At 59.7% G+C, this 16,205-nt stretch carries 15 protein-coding genes; 6 read left to right on the top strand and 9 right to left on the bottom strand.

Annotation, left to right across the window (positions count from 1 at the left end):
- Position 1: 1 nt before the first annotated feature.
- Both RBR41_RS05850 and RBR41_RS05855 read left to right on the top strand, forming a co-directional pair.
- Entirely contained in the window at positions 2–838 is an 837-nt protein-coding gene (locus RBR41_RS05850) for a thiamine pyrophosphate-dependent enzyme (RefSeq protein ID WP_413785131.1), read from the top strand.
- Positions 831–1,370: a 2-oxoacid:acceptor oxidoreductase family protein gene (locus tag RBR41_RS05855; RefSeq protein ID WP_320351650.1), complete on the top strand. Its 540-nt coding sequence runs from the start codon at positions 831–833 to the stop codon at positions 1,368–1,370. Before RBR41_RS05850 ends, RBR41_RS05855 begins: the two co-directional genes overlap by 8 nt.
- A gap of 275 nt (positions 1,371–1,645) precedes the next feature.
- Here the strand turns inward: RBR41_RS05855 and gap are convergent, their stop codons facing one another.
- The 8 genes from gap to RBR41_RS05895 all read right to left on the bottom strand — a co-directional run bounded on the left by gap (position 1,646) and on the right by RBR41_RS05895 (position 10,245).
- A complete protein-coding gene (gene gap / locus RBR41_RS05860; RefSeq protein WP_320351651.1) occupies positions 1,646–2,662 on the bottom strand; it encodes a type I glyceraldehyde-3-phosphate dehydrogenase in 1,017 nt (338 codons plus the stop codon).
- Between the two features lie 165 nt (positions 2,663–2,827).
- A complete protein-coding gene (locus RBR41_RS05865; protein WP_320351652.1) occupies positions 2,828–3,382 on the bottom strand; it encodes a GAF domain-containing protein in 555 nt (184 codons plus the stop codon).
- Between the two features lie 753 nt (positions 3,383–4,135).
- Positions 4,136–4,477 carry a bactofilin family protein gene (locus RBR41_RS05870; protein WP_179980278.1) on the bottom strand — a complete coding sequence of 114 codons (342 nt, stop codon included), beginning with the start codon at positions 4,475–4,477 and terminating at the stop codon, positions 4,136–4,138.
- A gap of 24 nt (positions 4,478–4,501) precedes the next feature.
- Positions 4,502–5,608, bottom strand: a complete 1,107-nt coding sequence (gene rodA / locus RBR41_RS05875) for a rod shape-determining protein RodA (RefSeq protein ID WP_320351653.1) — start codon at positions 5,606–5,608, stop codon at positions 4,502–4,504.
- Positions 5,609–5,822: 214 nt separating this feature from the next.
- Positions 5,823–7,739, bottom strand: a complete 1,917-nt coding sequence (mrdA, locus tag RBR41_RS05880) for a penicillin-binding protein 2 (RefSeq protein WP_320351654.1) — start codon at positions 7,737–7,739, stop codon at positions 5,823–5,825.
- Positions 7,723–8,193 (bottom strand): hypothetical protein, encoded by a 471-nt coding sequence (locus RBR41_RS05885; RefSeq protein WP_320351655.1) that lies wholly within the window; start codon positions 8,191–8,193, stop codon positions 7,723–7,725. Before RBR41_RS05885 ends, mrdA begins: the two co-directional genes overlap by 17 nt.
- Entirely contained in the window at positions 8,190–9,080 is an 891-nt protein-coding gene (gene mreC, locus RBR41_RS05890) for a rod shape-determining protein MreC (RefSeq protein WP_320351656.1), read from the bottom strand. Before mreC ends, RBR41_RS05885 begins: the two co-directional genes overlap by 4 nt.
- A 124-nt stretch (positions 9,081–9,204) precedes the next feature.
- A complete protein-coding gene (locus tag RBR41_RS05895) occupies positions 9,205–10,245 on the bottom strand; it encodes a rod shape-determining protein (protein ID WP_179980274.1) in 1,041 nt (346 codons plus the stop codon).
- A 241-nt stretch (positions 10,246–10,486) separates the two neighbouring features.
- On the opposite strand from RBR41_RS05895, the gene RBR41_RS05900 reads away from it, so the two are divergent.
- Positions 10,487–11,503 (top strand): TIGR01212 family radical SAM protein, encoded by a 1,017-nt coding sequence (locus RBR41_RS05900; RefSeq protein WP_320351657.1) that lies wholly within the window; start codon positions 10,487–10,489, stop codon positions 11,501–11,503.
- Between the two features lie 154 nt (positions 11,504–11,657).
- Here the strand turns inward: RBR41_RS05900 and RBR41_RS05905 are convergent, their stop codons facing one another.
- The gene (locus RBR41_RS05905; RefSeq protein WP_320351658.1) at positions 11,658–12,782 is read right to left on the bottom strand and encodes a TOBE domain-containing protein; all 1,125 of its coding nucleotides are present in this window, start codon (positions 12,780–12,782) and stop codon (positions 11,658–11,660) included.
- 155 nt (positions 12,783–12,937) lie between these two features.
- Between RBR41_RS05905 and modA the strand changes: the two genes are divergently transcribed.
- The 3 genes from modA to RBR41_RS05920 all read left to right on the top strand — a co-directional run bounded on the left by modA (position 12,938) and on the right by RBR41_RS05920 (position 15,752).
- Positions 12,938–13,690, top strand: a complete 753-nt coding sequence (gene modA / locus RBR41_RS05910) for a molybdate ABC transporter substrate-binding protein (RefSeq protein ID WP_320351659.1) — start codon at positions 12,938–12,940, stop codon at positions 13,688–13,690.
- 554 nt (positions 13,691–14,244) lie between these two features.
- Complete coding sequence (modB, locus tag RBR41_RS05915; RefSeq protein WP_320351660.1) at positions 14,245–14,925, top strand: molybdate ABC transporter permease subunit; 681 nt, start codon at positions 14,245–14,247, stop codon at positions 14,923–14,925.
- Positions 14,922–15,752, top strand: a complete 831-nt coding sequence (locus RBR41_RS05920) for an ATP-binding cassette domain-containing protein (protein ID WP_320351661.1) — start codon at positions 14,922–14,924, stop codon at positions 15,750–15,752. Before modB ends, RBR41_RS05920 begins: the two co-directional genes overlap by 4 nt.
- The last annotated feature ends 453 nt before the right edge of the window (positions 15,753–16,205 follow it).

The following is a 16,205-nucleotide window of genomic DNA, read 5'->3' on the forward strand; positions in this document are numbered from 1 at the left end:
CATGTCATCTCAGCAAATGGACGCCCAATGGCTGCCGCAAGAGGGCGAAACCCTGGTTTTTGATACAAATCCCGTGCTCAACGAGCGCCAGACCCACTACTGCCCCGGCTGCCACCACGGCATAGCCCACAGGCTTGTCAGCGAGGTGCTGCACGAACTGGGCGTGGCGGATCGCACCATACTTGTGGCCGCAGTGGGCTGCGCCACCTTTACCTATGACTACTTCAACGTGGACGGCCTTGAAGCCCCGCACGGGCGCGCCTGCGCCGTGGCAACGGGCGTGCGCCGCGCCAGGCCGGAATCCGTGGTCTTCACCTATCAGGGCGACGGCGACATGGCCGCCATCGGCATGGCCGAATCCCTGCACGCGGCCAACCGTGGCGAAAAGATCACCACCATCTTCATCAACAATACGGTGTACGGCATGACGGGCGGGCAGATGGCCCCCACCACGCTGCTGGGGCAAAAAACCACCACCACGCGCCAGGGCCGCAGCCTTGGCAATGAGGGCGGCCCCATCCGCATGGCCGAAATCATGGCCCAGCTGGACGGCGTGGCCTATGCCGCGCGCTGCTCGCTGGATTCCGTCAAAAACGTGCGCGCCGCCAAAAAGGCCGTGCGCAAGGCTTTTGACGTGCAGTTGCAGGGGCTCGGCTTTGGCTTTATCGAGCTGCTTTCCGGCTGCCCCACCAACTGGCATATGGACCCCATAGCCGCCAACAAGCGCATTGCCGAGGCCATGATTCCCGTGTTTCCTCTGGGCGTGTACAAGGATGTAACCGTGCCCGCCGCAGAAGCCGCAAAGGGGCATACAGCCGGGGAGGCAGGCCGTGAGTAGCTATCAGGACGTCATTATCGCCGGGTTCGGCGGCCAGGGGGTCATGCTCATAGGCAACCTTCTGGCACAGGCAGGCATGGAGCACGGCCTTGAGGTGAGCTTCATCCCCGTGTACGGCGCGGAAATGCGCGGCGGCACGGCCAACTGCACCGTGGTTATGGACGAACACGCCATTGGCTCGCCGCTGGTACGTGAACCTTTGTCCACCATCATTCTCAACGAACCCTCGCTGACCAAGTTCCAGCCGCGTCTGCACAAGGACGGGGTGCAGGTGGTCAACGCCTCCCTGGTGGGCAAGGAGCTTCTGGACGCCTCCCTGCGCACTGTCTATGTCCCGGTCAACGACATGGCCCATGAACTGGGCAATGTGAAGATGGCCAACATGGTGGCTCTCGGCGCGTGGCTCAAGGCCACGGGAGCGCTGCCGCTCGTGGAAGTGCAGGAAACCATCAAAAGAGTGACAAGCGCCCACTATGCCAAGCTTATTCCGGCCAACATGAAGGCTCTGGAAGCTGGCTACGCCTTTGCCTGATCCGGCCGCCGTCTGAGCCTCGAGCCTGGGCGGGCATGCCCTTTCGCGCTCGCGGCTGTGCCAGGCGCGATCCATGGGCACAGCAGGCCTATAAAGGGCGCATAAAGGGCGTCCAATAGGCACGTAACAGGCCGTAACCGACTGATACACAATAAAATCCCCGTGGATTCCCACGGGGATTTTTTGTTGCGTGCGGCAGGGTCAGCCAGCGATGTTATCGTATTTTTCGGCAGAGCGAGAAGTTGAAACGTGAAACATTTCAGCGCTACTCTGTGCTAGATGCCCTTTTCAGCCATGAGGCAGGCCAGGTCGCAAACGCGGCAGGAGTAGCCCCACTCGTTGTCGTACCAGGCCACCACCTTGACCATCTTGCCGTCCTGCACCGTGGTGTAGGAAGCCTCAAGGATGGAGGAGGCCGGGTTGCCCTTGAAGTCCATGGAAACCAGGGCCTTGTCGTTGTATTCAAGAATGCCTTTGAGGTAGGTCTCCGAGGCGTCCTTGAGCTTGCCCAGCAGGGTTTCGGTGTCGGTTTCCTTTTCAAGGATGCCGCTGAAGTCCACCACAGACACGGTGGGCGTGGGCACGCGCAGCGAGTAGCCGCTGAACTTGCCCTTGAGCGCGGGGATGACCTTGGCCACGGCCTGCGCCGCGCCAGTGGACGTGGGAATGATATTGCACGCGGCGGCGCGGGCACGGCGGGGGTCCTTGTGGGCCATGTCCAGAATGCGCTGGTCGTTGGTGTAGGAGTGGATGGTGGTCATGTTGCCGATCTGGATGCCGAATTCGTTTTGCAGCACCAGGGCCACGGGGGCAAGGCAGTTGGTCGTGCACGAGGCGTTGGACACGATGTGGTGTTTGGCCGGATCGTATTCCTGATGGTTGACGCCCATGACGATGGTGATGTCTTCTTCCTTGGCCGGAGCGGTGATGATGACCTTTTTGGCCCCGTTTTCAATGTGGACGGAGCACTGGGAAGCCTTGCGGAATATGCCCGTGCTTTCCACCACAATGTCCACGCCGTATTCACCCCAGGCAAGCTGCTTGGGGTCGCGCTCGGCGAAGCAGTGCACCTTCCAGTCGCCCACGGTCACTTCTGTGCCGTCGATCTTGGCGTCCAGATAGGCGCGTCCGTATACGGAATCGTATTCCAGCAGGTGAAAGTTGGTTTCAGCGTCAAAAAGGTCGTTGATGGCCACCACTTCCACGCGGTCGCGGTAGCTCTTGTGCAGGGCGCGAAAAACCTGCCTGCCGATGCGGCCAAAGCCATTGATGCCTATTCTGATTTTGCTCATATGAGAAATCCTCACAAACTAGAGGGAAGTGTCTTCTGAAAAAAAGGTACATGCTCCACTGCTGCACCAAGGCGCCGCGCGCCACAGCGTGACGCGGGTTTTGCCGAAAAGCGCATTTTCGGCAAAATGACTCATTGAAATGCCAGGCATTTCAAAGGTAAGCGGCTAGTCTTCGTAAACCGAGTACGCGTGCTTGGTCATCAGTTCGTAATTGTTGCGCAGCGCCTCATGCAGGCGCGCGTTTTCAATGGCCAGGGCCGAAATGGCGGCCACGGCTTCCATAAAGGTCTGTTCGTCGGCCGTGAACTCACGTTCTTTTGCGGAATATACGCGGATAAGGCCAATGGCCTTGCCGTCCACCATCAGCGGGGCGGACAGAACGGAAACAAGGCCTTCTGCCCTGGCCGAATCGGGGTACTGAAAGCGTCCGTCAGCGGCGGCGTCCTTGAGGTGGATGGTTTTGCCGGCAAGGACTTCGCCGTCCATGCCGCTGCGTTTCACTTCCACCGGCCCCTTGCGCAGGTAGGTGCCGGAAAGCCCGTAGGCCGCGCTGGGCAGCAAAAAGCGGCCCGTGCTGTCCAGCAGGCGGATGGTGCTGGCCTTGCAGCCCATGGTGACGGCTGTCTGTTCGGTTATTTTGTGCAGGACATCCTTGGGCTCAAGGCTGGAGTTGATGACCAGCGCAACATCTCTGAGAGCGCGAAAATAGTCTTGTGCCATGTGTGCCTCCTTGAAGAAAGCGTTGCAAAGTAGTCTGGCTGTACTGCGGCCTGGGGCCACTCAAGCAAGTGCACTTTGAAGTTGCTCTGGCGGAGCGCGAGAACAGGCGTCCGCCATGGGGGTCGCAATGTCGCTAAGCGGGTAAACGCCGGGGGCGTTTCTGGCGGCTCTGCGCATACGCATATGCAAAGCCATACTGCCAACTGACTGTGTCGGTTGTGCAACGTGCCAGTGTGTGAGTATGCGCTATTTTGCCATATGGGGCAAATGGCGGGGGAGGCGGCCCCTTGGGGCGCAGCCGGGGCGAAGTAAAAATTCTGCGCGGGCGGGTGCGCCTGAGCAGGCTGTATTTCTTGCTGGCGGTATTTTGGTGGGAGGCGTTTTGGCGCGCGTTCACGTCAGAACACACGTTGCAGTAGCGAGAGCAGCGTTAGAGCGTTTACACTTTTTCAAAGGTAAAATGTTCTAACGTCCCTACTCTATAACAGAAAACCCTTTAAACTCTGCAAAATCATACCAAGAGTTTTAGGGGGTGGGGGCGTGGGGGAGGAGACCCTTTTGCAAAAGGGTCCCTCCCCCACAAAAACCTCAAAACAACATAGCCCCCAGACAGTGTGGTCACGAGATGAATTTTCAGTTATATCAAGGAGAACGAGCCTTTTATGCAGGGAGTGTACTCTGATGGTACTCGACCGGAATAAAAGGCGAAGTTTGACGCAGAAATAACTGAAAAGGCGCGCGTGACCGCACTGTCTAGGCTTTGACCTTGCCGGAGCTCTGCATGCTCACCTGCCCTTCAATGATGCCGCCCTCTTCGGTCAGCAGCACGGGGGTTTGCACGCGGCCTTCAAGTATGCCCGATCCGTACACCACCACGCGGCGACGGGCCGTGATTTCGCCGGAGAACCGGCCAGAGAGCAGAAGTTCGCCCACATCAAGCGTGCCGGTGACCTGAGCGTCCTTGCCCACATTCAGTGTGCCTTCGCTCACGATCTCGCCATTGTACTTGCCTTCAATGCGTACGGTGCCCTTGAAATGCAGCTTGCCTTCATAAACGGTATCGGAACCCAGGTAGGCTATTTCGTCCTTGGCCACAGCAGTCTCCCCGTTATATTTGCATTAACCCTTGAACATGAATCGCCGCATGGACACGTTGAGCACTATGCCCAGCAGCGTGAAATTGACCAGAGTGGCGCTGCCCCCGTAGCTGATGAAGGGCAGCGGAATGCCCACCACGGGCATGATGCCGATGACCATACCCATGTTGATAAGTATCTGCCAGAAAAAGTAAAAGAATACTCCGACCACCAGCATGCTGCCAAAACGATCCTTGGCCTGCACGGCTGTGGAAAAGATGGAAAGCAGAAAGAGGCAGAACAGGGTGACCAGGGCAACGCAGCCCACAAAGCCCCATTCCTCGCCAAAAACGGCCACGGCAAAGTCCGAATGGCGTTCTGGAAGAAAGCGTAGCTGGCTTTGCGTGCCCTCTCTGAAGCCCTTGCCCCACAGTTCGCCGGAGCCGATGGCGATGCGCGACTGGATGATGTGGTAGCCGGTGCCGCGCGGGTCGGTAGTCGGGTCAAGGAAGGTCAGAATGCGCTGGCGCTGATAGTCGTGCATGCCCACAAACCACATGAGAGCCCCTACGCCGGGCACGGCCAGAAGGCATGTTTTCAGCACATAGCCCTTGAGCCCGTGAAAAAGTATCATGCCCGCCAGGATAAGCAGAAGGAGCATGGTGGTGCCAAGGTCTGGCTGGGTGATGATGAGGGCGCAGGGCAGCAGGCAGATGAAGAATACGGAGAAAAAGTCCTTCCAGCCAAGGGGGCGGCTGTCGCGTGCCAGCAGCCGGGCAGCCAGCACCAGCACTGAAAGCTTGGCCAGTTCGGAGGGCTGAAGGCTCATGAAGCCAAGCGATATCCAGCGCTTGGCTCCGTACACGGTCTTGCCCGCAATGGGCACCAGCAGCAGCAGAAATATGGTCAGAAAAAAGAAGGGCCAGGCCAGGTTGCGCAACTGCCGGTAGTCAAACATCATGGCCAGCAGCATGCAGGCCAGACCGCACAGGCCCCAGATAATCTGGCGCTGGTAAAAGCTGTTGAAGGCCAGCCCGGATTCGACCCGCGTACCGCTGGCCGAATACAGATTGCCCACGCCCACAAGATAGAGCAGCAGCATGCAGGCCAGGAGGCCCCAGTTGATATAGCTGAGAAGACTTTTATCCATGCGCGTCTACCTGGTCAGAACATGTTCCAAGGCCGTAAAAAGGGGTGCCGCCCATGCTGGCGTTCTTAGAGCATTTTACCTTTGAAAAAGTGTAAATGCTCTAACGCTGCACGACAGTGCAGCGCGCCACAACGTGGCGTGGATTCAGCCGAGAATCGCATTTTTCGGCTGAATGAAAACTTTGAAATGCTTCTCATTTCAAAGTTGCTCTGTTCTAGTCGGCCCGTTCCCCCGGGCTGACCGGGGCCTGAATTACAGGAGCCGCCGGAGCGTTGGGGTCGGGGCCAAAAAGGTGATCGTAGACTTTTTTTGCCACGGGACCAGCCACGCTGGAGCCGCCGCCGCCGTGCTCGACCATGACCACCACCACATAGGATTTGCCGTCCTTGATGCCCCATGTGGTAACCCAGGCGTGATCGCGCTGGGCGTATTCCATTTCGTGGGTGCGCAGGCGGCGGTCGTTGGCGGCCATCTTGAGTTTGACCACCTGGGCCGTGCCCGTTTTGCCGCCCATGTCGGCGTCCTTGCGGCCCACCACCCTGGCCGTGCCGCCCGCGGCCGTTTTGCGCATGGCCTCAACCACAAAATTGAGGGTAGAGGGCTTGGCAGGTATGTGGCCCTTGATTTCGCGCGGCGCGTCATCCAGCAACTGGGGCTTGAGCAGGTCGCCGCCGTTGAGCAGGCCCGCGACAAATACGGCCATCTGCACGGGGGTAACCAGGGTATAGCCCTGGCCGATGGAAACGTTGTAGGTCTCGCCGCGCACCCAGGGGCGGCCGAAGCGGCGGCGCTTCCAGTCCTTGGAGGGCACAAGTCCGGATTTTTCGTGCGGCAGGTCAATGCCGGTGGGGCGGCCGAAGCCGCTGGCCTTGGCAAATTCCTCCAGCTTGTCGATGCCCATGCGCTCGCCCATCTGATAAAAATAAACGTCGCAGGAGTTGATCAGGGCGTTCTGCATGTCCTGTGCGCCATGTCCGCCGCGCTTCCAGCAGCGGAAGATCTGGTTGCCAAGCGTGACCTGCCCGGAGCAGTTCACGCTTTCACGCGGGCTGACGCCACGCTCCAGCAGCATGGCGGCCACGACCAGCTTCCACACCGAGCCTGGCGGATACACGCTCTGGATGACCCGGTTTTGCAGGGGAAAACGGCTGTTGGTGCGCAGGGCGTCCCAGTCGCGCTGGGAAATGCCCGCCGCAAAAAGGTTGTTGTCATAGGCGGGCGAGGTGACGAGCGCGCGCAGCTTGCCCGTGTTCGGTTCCATAACGACAACGCAGCCAGCCTCGCCGCCAAGGGCGTTCCAGGCAGCCTCCTGAAGGTCTCTGTCCAGCGAGAGGCGTATTTCCTTGCCGCCACGGGGTTCTTCACGCAAAAATTTGCCCAGTACGCGGGAGTGGGCGTCCACCTCGACGTCGTAGAGGCCCTTGCGGCCGCGCAACTGCTTTTCCAGCTCCAGTTCCAGGCCCTGCTTGCCCACAAGGTCGCCCATGGCAAGGGCGCTGTCTGCGGCCATTTCCTGCTCGTTGGCTTCAGCCACATAGCCGAGCACGTGCGCAAAGAGGTCTTTTTCAGGGTAGCTGCGCTTGGTGCGTACCACGATTTCAAGGCCGGGCCACGCATAGATTTCCGATTCGATGCGGGCCACGAGGTCGAAATCGATATCTGTAATCATCAGGAGCGGTTCAAATGATTTGACCTTGAACCTGTCCTGACGGAACTTGTCCCAAATCTGCGGCAGGGGAATGCCCGACCACGCGCTGATCTGGGCCAGGGTCGCGGGGATGTCGGGGCAGTCTTCGCGCACCAGCGAAAGGCCGTAGGCCGTGCGGTTGTCGGCCAGCACCTTGCCCTGATCGTCCATGATGCGGCCTCGCGGGGCGAAGATGCGCTCGATGCGCAGGCGGTTGTTCTGTGCCTGCTGCGCAAACTCTGCCCCACGGTGCATCTGCAGATACCAGAAGCGCACCACAAAAACAAAAAACAGCAGACCAACCAGCACCTGAAGCAGGATGACCCCGCCGCGCGGGGGCTGGTAGCCTTCGCTTTCAACCTGGATTTTCAGCCAGGAGCGTATGCCCTTGCTGGCGTGCTTGTCTTTTGCGCCGAGCAGGCTCTTCTTAGCTTTCCGAAACATGGCCCTTCCCACGGCGGGTTGCCACCAGTAATTTCCAGGCAAAGGGTATGAAGATTGCCTGGATCAGGCTTTTATCCAGTATGTCATGCGTATTGAAGGGCAGGTCCTGCAGTGGGGCCATAAGCCATGCCACTGCGTAATACGCCCCGCCCATGCAGGCCGAAAGAAGAAAAATGAATAAAAAATTCTCGGCCTCAAACAGCCAGCGTCCCATGCGAAACAGCATTATAACGGCCGCGTACCAGACGATGACGCCGCCAAAGACCCTGGTTCCCATGCCTTCCTGCAAGAGGATGAAGGCTGGCAGCAACCAGAGCATGTTTTTGTAGTCCCTTTCCTGCAGCAGAATAATAAGACCCACCGCCATGACGTCCAGCCCCGGAACCGCCGCCTGTATGCCCACAGCCACGGCCAGAAAGCAGAGCCACCAGAGGATGTCGCGCAGGGCGCTCATGAGCCGGGGCGAGCGGGCGCGGGAGGCCCGTGAATTTCTTTGGGCGGCGCGCCCAGATCCGGAGGCGGCGCTATGCCTGTGGGCTCCAGCAGCAGCACTTCTTCCAGATGGTGCAGGTCCACCAGCGGTTCGGCCTTGATGGCCATGAACTGGGTGTAGTCAGAGGGGGCGACGCTGAGCACCTTGGCCACGGGTATGCCCTTGGGGTATTTGCCGTCCAGCCCGGAGGTGATGAGTATTTCCCCTTCGTGCACCCTTGCCGCGCGCTGCACGAAATTCACTTCCATCGGCTGGCCGGTGCCGTGCCCGGTAAGGATGCCGGGGGCGCGGGTTTCTTGCGCAAAGACGGCGATGCGGCTGCCAGGATCAGTGAGCAGCAGGGCAATGGCGCTGTGAGCGCTGGCCTTGAGCACGCGGCCCACAAGACCCTGATGGGTGACGATGGGCGTGCCGGGTCGGCCGCCCGTGCTGTAGCCACGGCTGATGGTGATGCTGTCAAGCACGGCGTTGGGGCCCATGCGCCCGGCCAGCACCCGCGCGCCGAGAGGGCGCCAGCTCTGGTCTACCGGCAACTGGATGAGGGCGCGCAAGCGCTTGAGTTCCGCCATGTCTTCGCCGTTGGCCAGCAGTTTGGCCTCAAGCTCGTTGACGCGCTGCTTGAGGTCTTCGTTTTCTTCACGAACGGCCACAAGGTCAAAATAGCGGTCCCACATGTCCTGACCGGAATCCTGGAGGCTGCGCAGGGGCTTGAGCACGGCTCCGGCCAGTTCGAGGCCGATTTCCGCCGCAAGGTCGTCCAGCGCGCGCGTGCGTTGATTCCAGGAGTACATGGCAAGAAAAAGGATGAGCATGATGCCCGCAAGAATGAGAATACGCCGCAGGGTCACAGGCAGGGGCTCCCGTTGAGCAGACCGTTCAAACGCGAGCGGCGCCACGCTGGAATGTGTTTTTCCAGCACGGCGCCGTCAGCAAACCGGCATTGAAGCTGGGTGCGCGCGTATGCCGCACGAATCAGTCGATGCACACTTCTTTAAGAATATGCAGGTTGTCCATAGCCCGGCCCGTGCCCACAACAACGGTGGACAGGGGGTCGTCCACAACCGTGATGGGCAGGGAGGTTTCTTCGCGCAAAAGCTGATCCAGGCCCTTGAGCAGCGCGCCGCCGCCCGTGAGCACTATGCCCCTGTCCACAATGTCGGCCGCCAGTTCGGGCGGCGTCTGTTCCAGGGCAATGCGCACGGCCTGCACTATGCTGTCCACCTGTTCGGAAATGGCCTTGCGCACTTCCTCCGAGGTGATGATGATATTCTGGGGAATGCCCGTCACAAGGTCGCGGCCCTTGACCTCAATCTGCTGTTCCGGATCGAGCGGATAGGCCGAGGCGATCTTGATCTTGATTTCTTCAGCCGAGGATTCACCGATGAGCATGTTATACTTGCGCTTGACGTGCGTCATGATGGCTTCGTCCATCTTGTCGCCGCCAACGCGAACCGAGCGCGAATACACGATGCCCGAAAGGGAGATGACCGCCACTTCCGTGGTGCCGCCGCCGATATCCACCACCATGTTGGAGGTAGGTTCCTGAATGGGCAGATCCGCGCCAATGGCCGCTGCCATGGGCTCCTCGATGAGGTATACTTCACGTGCGCCGGCTGACTGGGCCGATTCTTTCACCGCGCGTTTTTCAACCTGGGTGATGCCTGTGGGCACGCATATCATGATACGCGGGCGCACCAGGCGGCGCGAGTTGTGTACCTTGGCGATGAAGTGGCGCAGCATGGCTTCGGTCACTTCAAAGTCGGCAATGACGCCGTCCTTCATGGGGCGGATGGCCCAGATGTTGCCGGGCGTTCTGCCGAGCATGCGCTTGGCGTCCTGGCCAACGGCCAGAACCACATTGTTGCCGCGCGCATCTTTTTTGACGGCCACCACCGACGGTTCACGCAGCACAATACCGTGTCCCTTGACGTAGACGCAGGTATTGGCCGTGCCAAGGTCGATGGCCAGGTCATTGGAAAACATGCCTAATGCGAAATCCAGAATTTTGGACATTACTCTAACTTGCCTCGCTGTGCTGGTATGCGTATCTTCGCCCCAAGGGAAATTGTCCGTCAAGTTTAATGACAACGCCCCGCGCCCGGTGTGCGGATAAGGCGGGGGGCGGTAAAAATCGGTAACGTCAGGCTGAAAACTGTTCTGCTAAATCGGGCGCGAAGTCAAGATGGCTGGCGCGAGGTTCAAAATCTTTGTCCCCGCCGCTACCCGGATTATTCCGCCGTCAAGGCTTGTAAACATGCTGCGCTGGCATACTCTGGCCGTGTATTTTCGCCGTAAATACGGCACACGGGTGCAAAAAATTCCACTTGACGCGGGAGCTTCCTGTCCCAATCGCGACGGAGCGCTCTCGCGTTGCGGCTGCACGTTCTGCAATGCTTCCGGTTCCGGTTCCGGCCTTGGCGGGCGCGGCTTTTCCCTGGACAACCAATGGCTGGCCTGGCTTGAAAAGTACCGTACAACCGATGCAGACAGGGCCTTTATGGCCTATCTTCAGTCCTACTCCAATACCTACGGTTCGCCAGAACGCTTGCAACTTTTGCTCCAACAGGTAGCGGCCCTGCCCGGCTGCCTTGGTGTGGCCGTGGGCACGCGGCCGGACTGTCTTGACCAGCGCAAACTGGACATGTTGGCTGCCTGCGGCGCACCTGTCAGCGTCACCGTACGTGATGCAAAGCACTATACGCGAAATGCTGACGGAGACAATGGGCAGAAAAGCGGCCTTGCCGAGGTGTGGCTGGAGCTTGGTCTGCAAAGCATGCATGACGCCACGCTCAGGCGCATAAACCGTGGGCACAACGCCGCGTGTTCCGAGTGGGCCGTGCGCGCGGCGGCCGCGCGGGGCCTTGCGGTGTGCGGGCATCTCATGGCCGGACTGCCGGGCGAGGATGAAAAAGCTTTTTTACAAAGCCTTGACTGGGCGCTCTCGCTGCCGCTACGCGGGCTGAAAATACACAATGTCTACGTGCCGCTGGGCACGGCCCTGGCCCGCCAGTATGAGGAGGGCGGCTACAAGCCCCTGGCCCGCGACGAATATGTGGATCTGCTTTGCGCGGCCCTGCCGCGCATTCCCTCGACCATGATCATGCACCGGGTGCAGAGCGACCCGGCCCCCGGCGAACTGCTGGCCCCGGCCTGGGCGGCGGAAAAGCGCGGCGTCATCACTGACCTTCGGCGTGCCATGACAGCACGCGATCTTTGGCAGGGCAAGGCGGCGGATGTGCCGGAGGCGCGGCCGGAATGGTACGGCGGGTAAGGAAACGCTGATGTATTCCGTTTGGCGGCCTTGCTCCATTTTTAAATTGCTCTACATGAAAGGCAGTAAAAGTTTTAGGGGGAGGGGGTGTGGGGGAGGAGACCCTTTTGCAAAAGGGTCCCTCCCCCACAAAATATCTCATCCGTAAACAGCCTTAATCCAGATTCAGAATGACAGAAAAAGATTTGAACAGCACGGTGGCTTTTTGTCCCACTTTGAACGCGCCGGAAGATTCAAGGCAGCAGCTTTGTATGGCGCACACAAGGCTGCCTTCGGGCAGGGCCACCACAACTTCTGCCACCATTTGATCCTCGCGTACCTTTTCAATCACGCCGAGAAAGCAGTTTTCCGCCGGAGGCGGGGAATTTTTGGCAAATTCACCCGGCGACACAAGAACCCATGGGGCCTTGACGCTGGCGTTGACCAGTTTGCCCTCGGTCAGGGCCAGGGTGCGGCAGCTTTCGTCCGTGATAAGCGAGACGATGCGCAGGCCGCCGGCAGTGCGCAGCACCACTTCCACCATGATGCCGGTCTGTCGCAGTGAGGTAATGCGCCCCTGAAAGACGTTTCTGGCACTGGTTTTCATGGGGCGCTCCCTTTGCAGTTGTTCGCGCAGAAGACGGCGGGCCTCCTGCGGGTCGCAGCGCACGATGCTGTTTTGTCCCGGAGCAGCGCGGCGTCCCAAAAAAATGTCCACCACAGGCAGGGGCAGGCCCTGGCGTCCCAGTTCGAGCGCGCGGCTGTGGCGCAGGGCGCGGGCGCTTAAAAGCCCCTTGGGCAGGCCACAGGCGGCCCCGCACTGTTGCAGGCAGCGACGCACGTAGCTGGCGTCGCAGCGCATGAGATCCTGACTTTCAGGAAAGAGCGCGGGGTCTTCAAGCACGCGGCGCAGGCGGCGGCTTACGGTCAGCGGCAGGGGAACCTCGCGTCCTGGGGTTCCGTCGCCATCCGGCACACGGATGATGCCTTCCTGCAGATCCAGATGGGAAGGCTTGAGGTTGAAAATTTCCACAAGGCGCAGTGCGGCATAGCGTAAAAGCATAAAAATGAGCCACATGCGCAGGCGAGGGCGCTTTTCGCGCGGGCCACGGGCCACACTGGCCTTTTCCCACAGCCACGTTTCCACGGCCAGCAGTTCGCGGGGGCTTATGCGGCCGGTGTCCTGCAACAGCGCAGCGGAGTCGCGGCGCATGAGGCGCTGGCGCAGCCATGCCCGGTCGGCTGAAGAAAGGGTGCGCAGCAGCGCGGCCATTTCCTCACGGTTTTTATTTTTTTCCATGCCGGATCCTGCCATTTTTTGGATCTTGTACATGTAAAACTGTCACGTTGTACAGTCATCACGGTTTTTGCAAAAAACGTGATTGTATTGCCCGTTTGGCCTACTCCTGTATGAGATAAACAAAATTGCCGCGCTGCGGCGCTCAGGAGAAGCACATGAAAAAACCGTTCTTTTCACGCATTTTTCTTGCTCTGGCTTGTACAGGACTGCTGGTTCTTCCCGCGCAGGCAGCTGAAATGACCGTTTCAGGCGCGGCCAGCCTGACCAATGCCTTCACCGAACTGAAAGGCATGTTTGAAAAGCGCCACGCCGATCTCAAGGTCAATGTGAACTTTGCCGCGTCCAACCCCCTGCTCAAGCAGATTCAGGAAGGCGCACCCGTGGACGTCTTTGCTTCCGCCGACCAGGCCACCATGGACAAAGCCGTGGCCGCCAAGGTTGTGAACCCCGCCACGCGCGTGAACTTTGCCGAAAACGATCTGGTTCTTATTGTCCCCGCTGGCAGCAAGAAGCCTGCCAAGCTTGACGAACTCAAGAAGTTCAAGAAGATCGCCATCGGCAATCCCGACTCTGTACCCGTGGGCCGCTACACCAAGGACGCCCTTGGCAACGCCAAACTGTGGGAAGCCGTGCAGGCAGCCCTTATTCAGGGCAACAGCGTGCGTCAGGTGCTGGACTACGTGGCCCGAGGCGAAGTGGACGCAGGTTTTGTGTACGCCACCGACGCCAAGCAGATGGCTGACAAGGTGGACGTGGTGATGGTTGTGGGCGGACACGAACCCGTGACCTACCCCATTGCCGTTGCCCTTACTGGCTCCAACCCCAAGATGGGCCAGGCATTCATCGATTTCGTGCTCTCGCCCGAAGGGCAGGCGGTTCTGGCCAGGTACGGCTTTTCCAAGCCGTAGGCAGGAGTTTTTGCGGATGTGCAGCGGCACGGGTACTGTGAAGTATTGTAAAGGTACTCTGGCTCTGGCCAACAGTTGCAGTGCGTTGTAGATAAAAGGCTCACAAGGAACAACCGCGTCGCGCCGGGCGTCAGCAGCGCTCGGCGCGGTTTTGTTCCTGCCGGTTTTACGCTGGCTTGCCCGCTGTTGTTCGGGGCAGCGGGCGGGGTTGAAAATTTCCTGGGCCTGAAATTTGCAGTGCCCGCTTGTGGGGCATACGGCCAAAAGGCCCCAACTGCTGCCAGCCCAGACCCGTTTGCGCGGGCAGCACTGACCCGCGCAGGTCGTTCAGTTCATACCGTTCGTGCAGTTCGCACTGTCCGCACTGGCCGTGCGCTGTGCGCCATTCGCGCAGTTCGTACTGCCAGCGCAGTCCGGGCGGAACAGGCCGACAGCGCAGTCTTGCCCGCGCAGGGCGGATCGACGCGCCAGTGCGGGCGGGGGATGGGCAGGGACAAGAGAGCGTGCGGCGAAGGGCCGCATGTGCCAGCAATGTGTGGAGGGGGCGCGTTTTAATGGACTTTGACGGCATTTCCATCTGGAGCCCGCTGGAGCTTTCGCTCCGGGTGGCTGGCACGGCCACGCTGGTGTCCTTTGTGGCGGCCACGCTCATGGCCTGGGCGCTGGCCCGCAAAAAAGGCCCCATGCCCGCGCTGCTGGACGCCCTGTGTACCCTGCCGCTGGTTTTGCCGCCCACGGTGCTGGGCTACTACCTCATCTTGCTGGTGGGGCGGCGAGGGGTGTTCGGCCACTGGCTGGCAGAACTCGGCATCAATCTCATCTTTTCGTGGAAGGGCGCGGTAGTGGCGGCCACGGTGGTGGTGTTTCCGCTTATTTACAAATCCGCCAGAGCGGCTCTGGAGCAGGTGGACGGGCACCTGGAAGACGCCGCCCGTACCCTCGGCGCTTCGGAGTGGCGCGTGTTCGTCAGCGTGTCCCTGCCGCTGGCCTGGAAGGGCATTTTTGCCGGACTTATGCTGGCGTTTGCGCGCGGGATGGGCGAATTCGGCGCAACGCTCATGATTGCGGGCAACATCCCCGGCAAGACCCAGACGCTGGCCCTGGCCATTTATGACGCCTTTCAGGCTGGCAACGACGCGCAGGCCACCTGGCTTGTGGTGGTCACTTCCCTTGCCTGCGTGGGTCTGCTCATGGCTGCGGAATTGCTGTTGAAACTGAAAAGGCGGCGGCGATGATTTCCCTGCGTTTGTACAAGAGCTTCAAAAACGCGGCAGTGCCTTTCAGCCTGGACGTAGACTATGAGATAGGCGGGGATCACAAGAACGTGGTGCTCTTCGGGCCTTCCGGTTCGGGCAAGAGCCTGACCATGCAGTGTCTTGCCGGGCTGGTGCGCCCGGATTCCGGCCATATCCTTCTTGGCGGACGCACGCTGTATGATGGGGCCAGCAATGTCTTTGTGCCCGCCCAGCGCCGCAAAATCGGCTACATGTTCCAGGATTACGCCCTGTTTCCGCATCTGACCCTGTTGCAGAATGTGGCCTACAGCGGCACCGGCCTCTGGCCATGGCGCGTGTGCGCGGCCCAGCATCAGCGCGCACAGGACATGCTCGAGCGGTTCGGCATCGGGCATCTGGCCCGCAGCCTGCCTTCACAGCTTTCCGGCGGCCAGCGGCAGCGCGCGGCTTTGGCCCGCGCGCTCAATGCCGAACCGGAGCTTCTGCTGCTGGACGAGCCGTTCTCGGCGCTTGATCCGTTGCTGCGTGAGCGTCTGCGCGAAGAACTGCTGGAACTGATGGCGGATCTCACCATACCGGCGGTGATTATTACGCATGATCCCGGCGATGTGGACGTGTTCGCGGGCAGCCTGATTCTTTATGATCACGGTCGCGCCCGGATGGTGCCCAACTATGCCGATCTGCGGCGCGGTTTTGACAGCCCTGGCCGCTGCCTGCGACATTTGCAGGAGCAGGGGCCAGAGCAGGGACAGGAGCAGGGGCCAGATCAGGGGCCAGATCAGGGACAGGAGCAGAGGCAGAATATTTGCATGGGAAAGTCTCACTGACGAGCCTTTCCTGGAGCAGATTAACTTTGAAATGTTTCGCAGTTAAAAGTTTTCATTCAGCCGAAAAATGCGATTTGCGGTAGCCGTTAGCGGTTCTTTGCCGCTTACGGATAGCGACAGCTCAAAGTTAAAATGCTCTAGGGCAGAAAGGTGCGCTCTAGCAGCGCGACAGCGCACGGCCAACGCGACTCCGGCTGTGCGCTGTTTTTTTGCCGCAGGCAGGATTTATACGGTTGCAGAGCAGATAATCCCGGCACCGCTGGCGGATGTTTGCGGCCGTTGCGCCGGGTTGCGTCCCACCGGAGTCAGTACAAAATTGTATAAAATAAACTTGAATCTTTCCACAATGATGGTGAAAAATGCATGGAAAAAATGTCCGAAACCGCGCCGGGTAAGCGCGTATAGGCATTGCTTTTTTACAGAGGAACTTGATACAATTTCGCATCAAACTAG

This window comes from Desulfovibrio sp. (assembly GCF_034006445.1).
GTDB lineage: Bacteria > Desulfobacterota > Desulfovibrionia > Desulfovibrionales > Desulfovibrionaceae > Desulfovibrio.

Bases quoted from the DNA above. Each gene is read 5' to 3' on its own strand.
- RBR41_RS05905 (WP_320351658.1), bottom strand. From the start codon at position 12,782: ATGGAAAAAAATAAAAACCGTGAGGAAATGGCCGCGCTGCTGCGCACC.
- RBR41_RS05850 (WP_413785131.1), top strand. From the start codon at position 2: ATGTCATCTCAGCAAATGGACGCCCAATGGCTGCCGCAAGAGGGCGAA.
- RBR41_RS05920 (WP_320351661.1), top strand. From the start codon at position 14,922: ATGATTTCCCTGCGTTTGTACAAGAGCTTCAAAAACGCGGCAGTGCCT.
- rodA (WP_320351653.1), bottom strand. From the start codon at position 5,608: ATGGATAAAAGTCTTCTCAGCTATATCAACTGGGGCCTCCTGGCCTGC.
- RBR41_RS05900 (WP_320351657.1), top strand. From the start codon at position 10,487: ATGCTGCGCTGGCATACTCTGGCCGTGTATTTTCGCCGTAAATACGGC.
- RBR41_RS05885 (WP_320351655.1), bottom strand. From the start codon at position 8,193: ATGAGCGCCCTGCGCGACATCCTCTGGTGGCTCTGCTTTCTGGCCGTG.
- RBR41_RS05895 (WP_179980274.1), bottom strand. From the start codon at position 10,245: ATGTCCAAAATTCTGGATTTCGCATTAGGCATGTTTTCCAATGACCTG.
- modB (WP_320351660.1), top strand. From the start codon at position 14,245: ATGGACTTTGACGGCATTTCCATCTGGAGCCCGCTGGAGCTTTCGCTC.
- gap (WP_320351651.1), bottom strand. From the start codon at position 2,662: ATGAGCAAAATCAGAATAGGCATCAATGGCTTTGGCCGCATCGGCAGG.
- mrdA (WP_320351654.1), bottom strand. From the start codon at position 7,739: ATGTTTCGGAAAGCTAAGAAGAGCCTGCTCGGCGCAAAAGACAAGCAC.
- RBR41_RS05865 (WP_320351652.1), bottom strand. From the start codon at position 3,382: ATGGCACAAGACTATTTTCGCGCTCTCAGAGATGTTGCGCTGGTCATC.
- modA (WP_320351659.1), top strand. From the start codon at position 12,938: ATGAAAAAACCGTTCTTTTCACGCATTTTTCTTGCTCTGGCTTGTACA.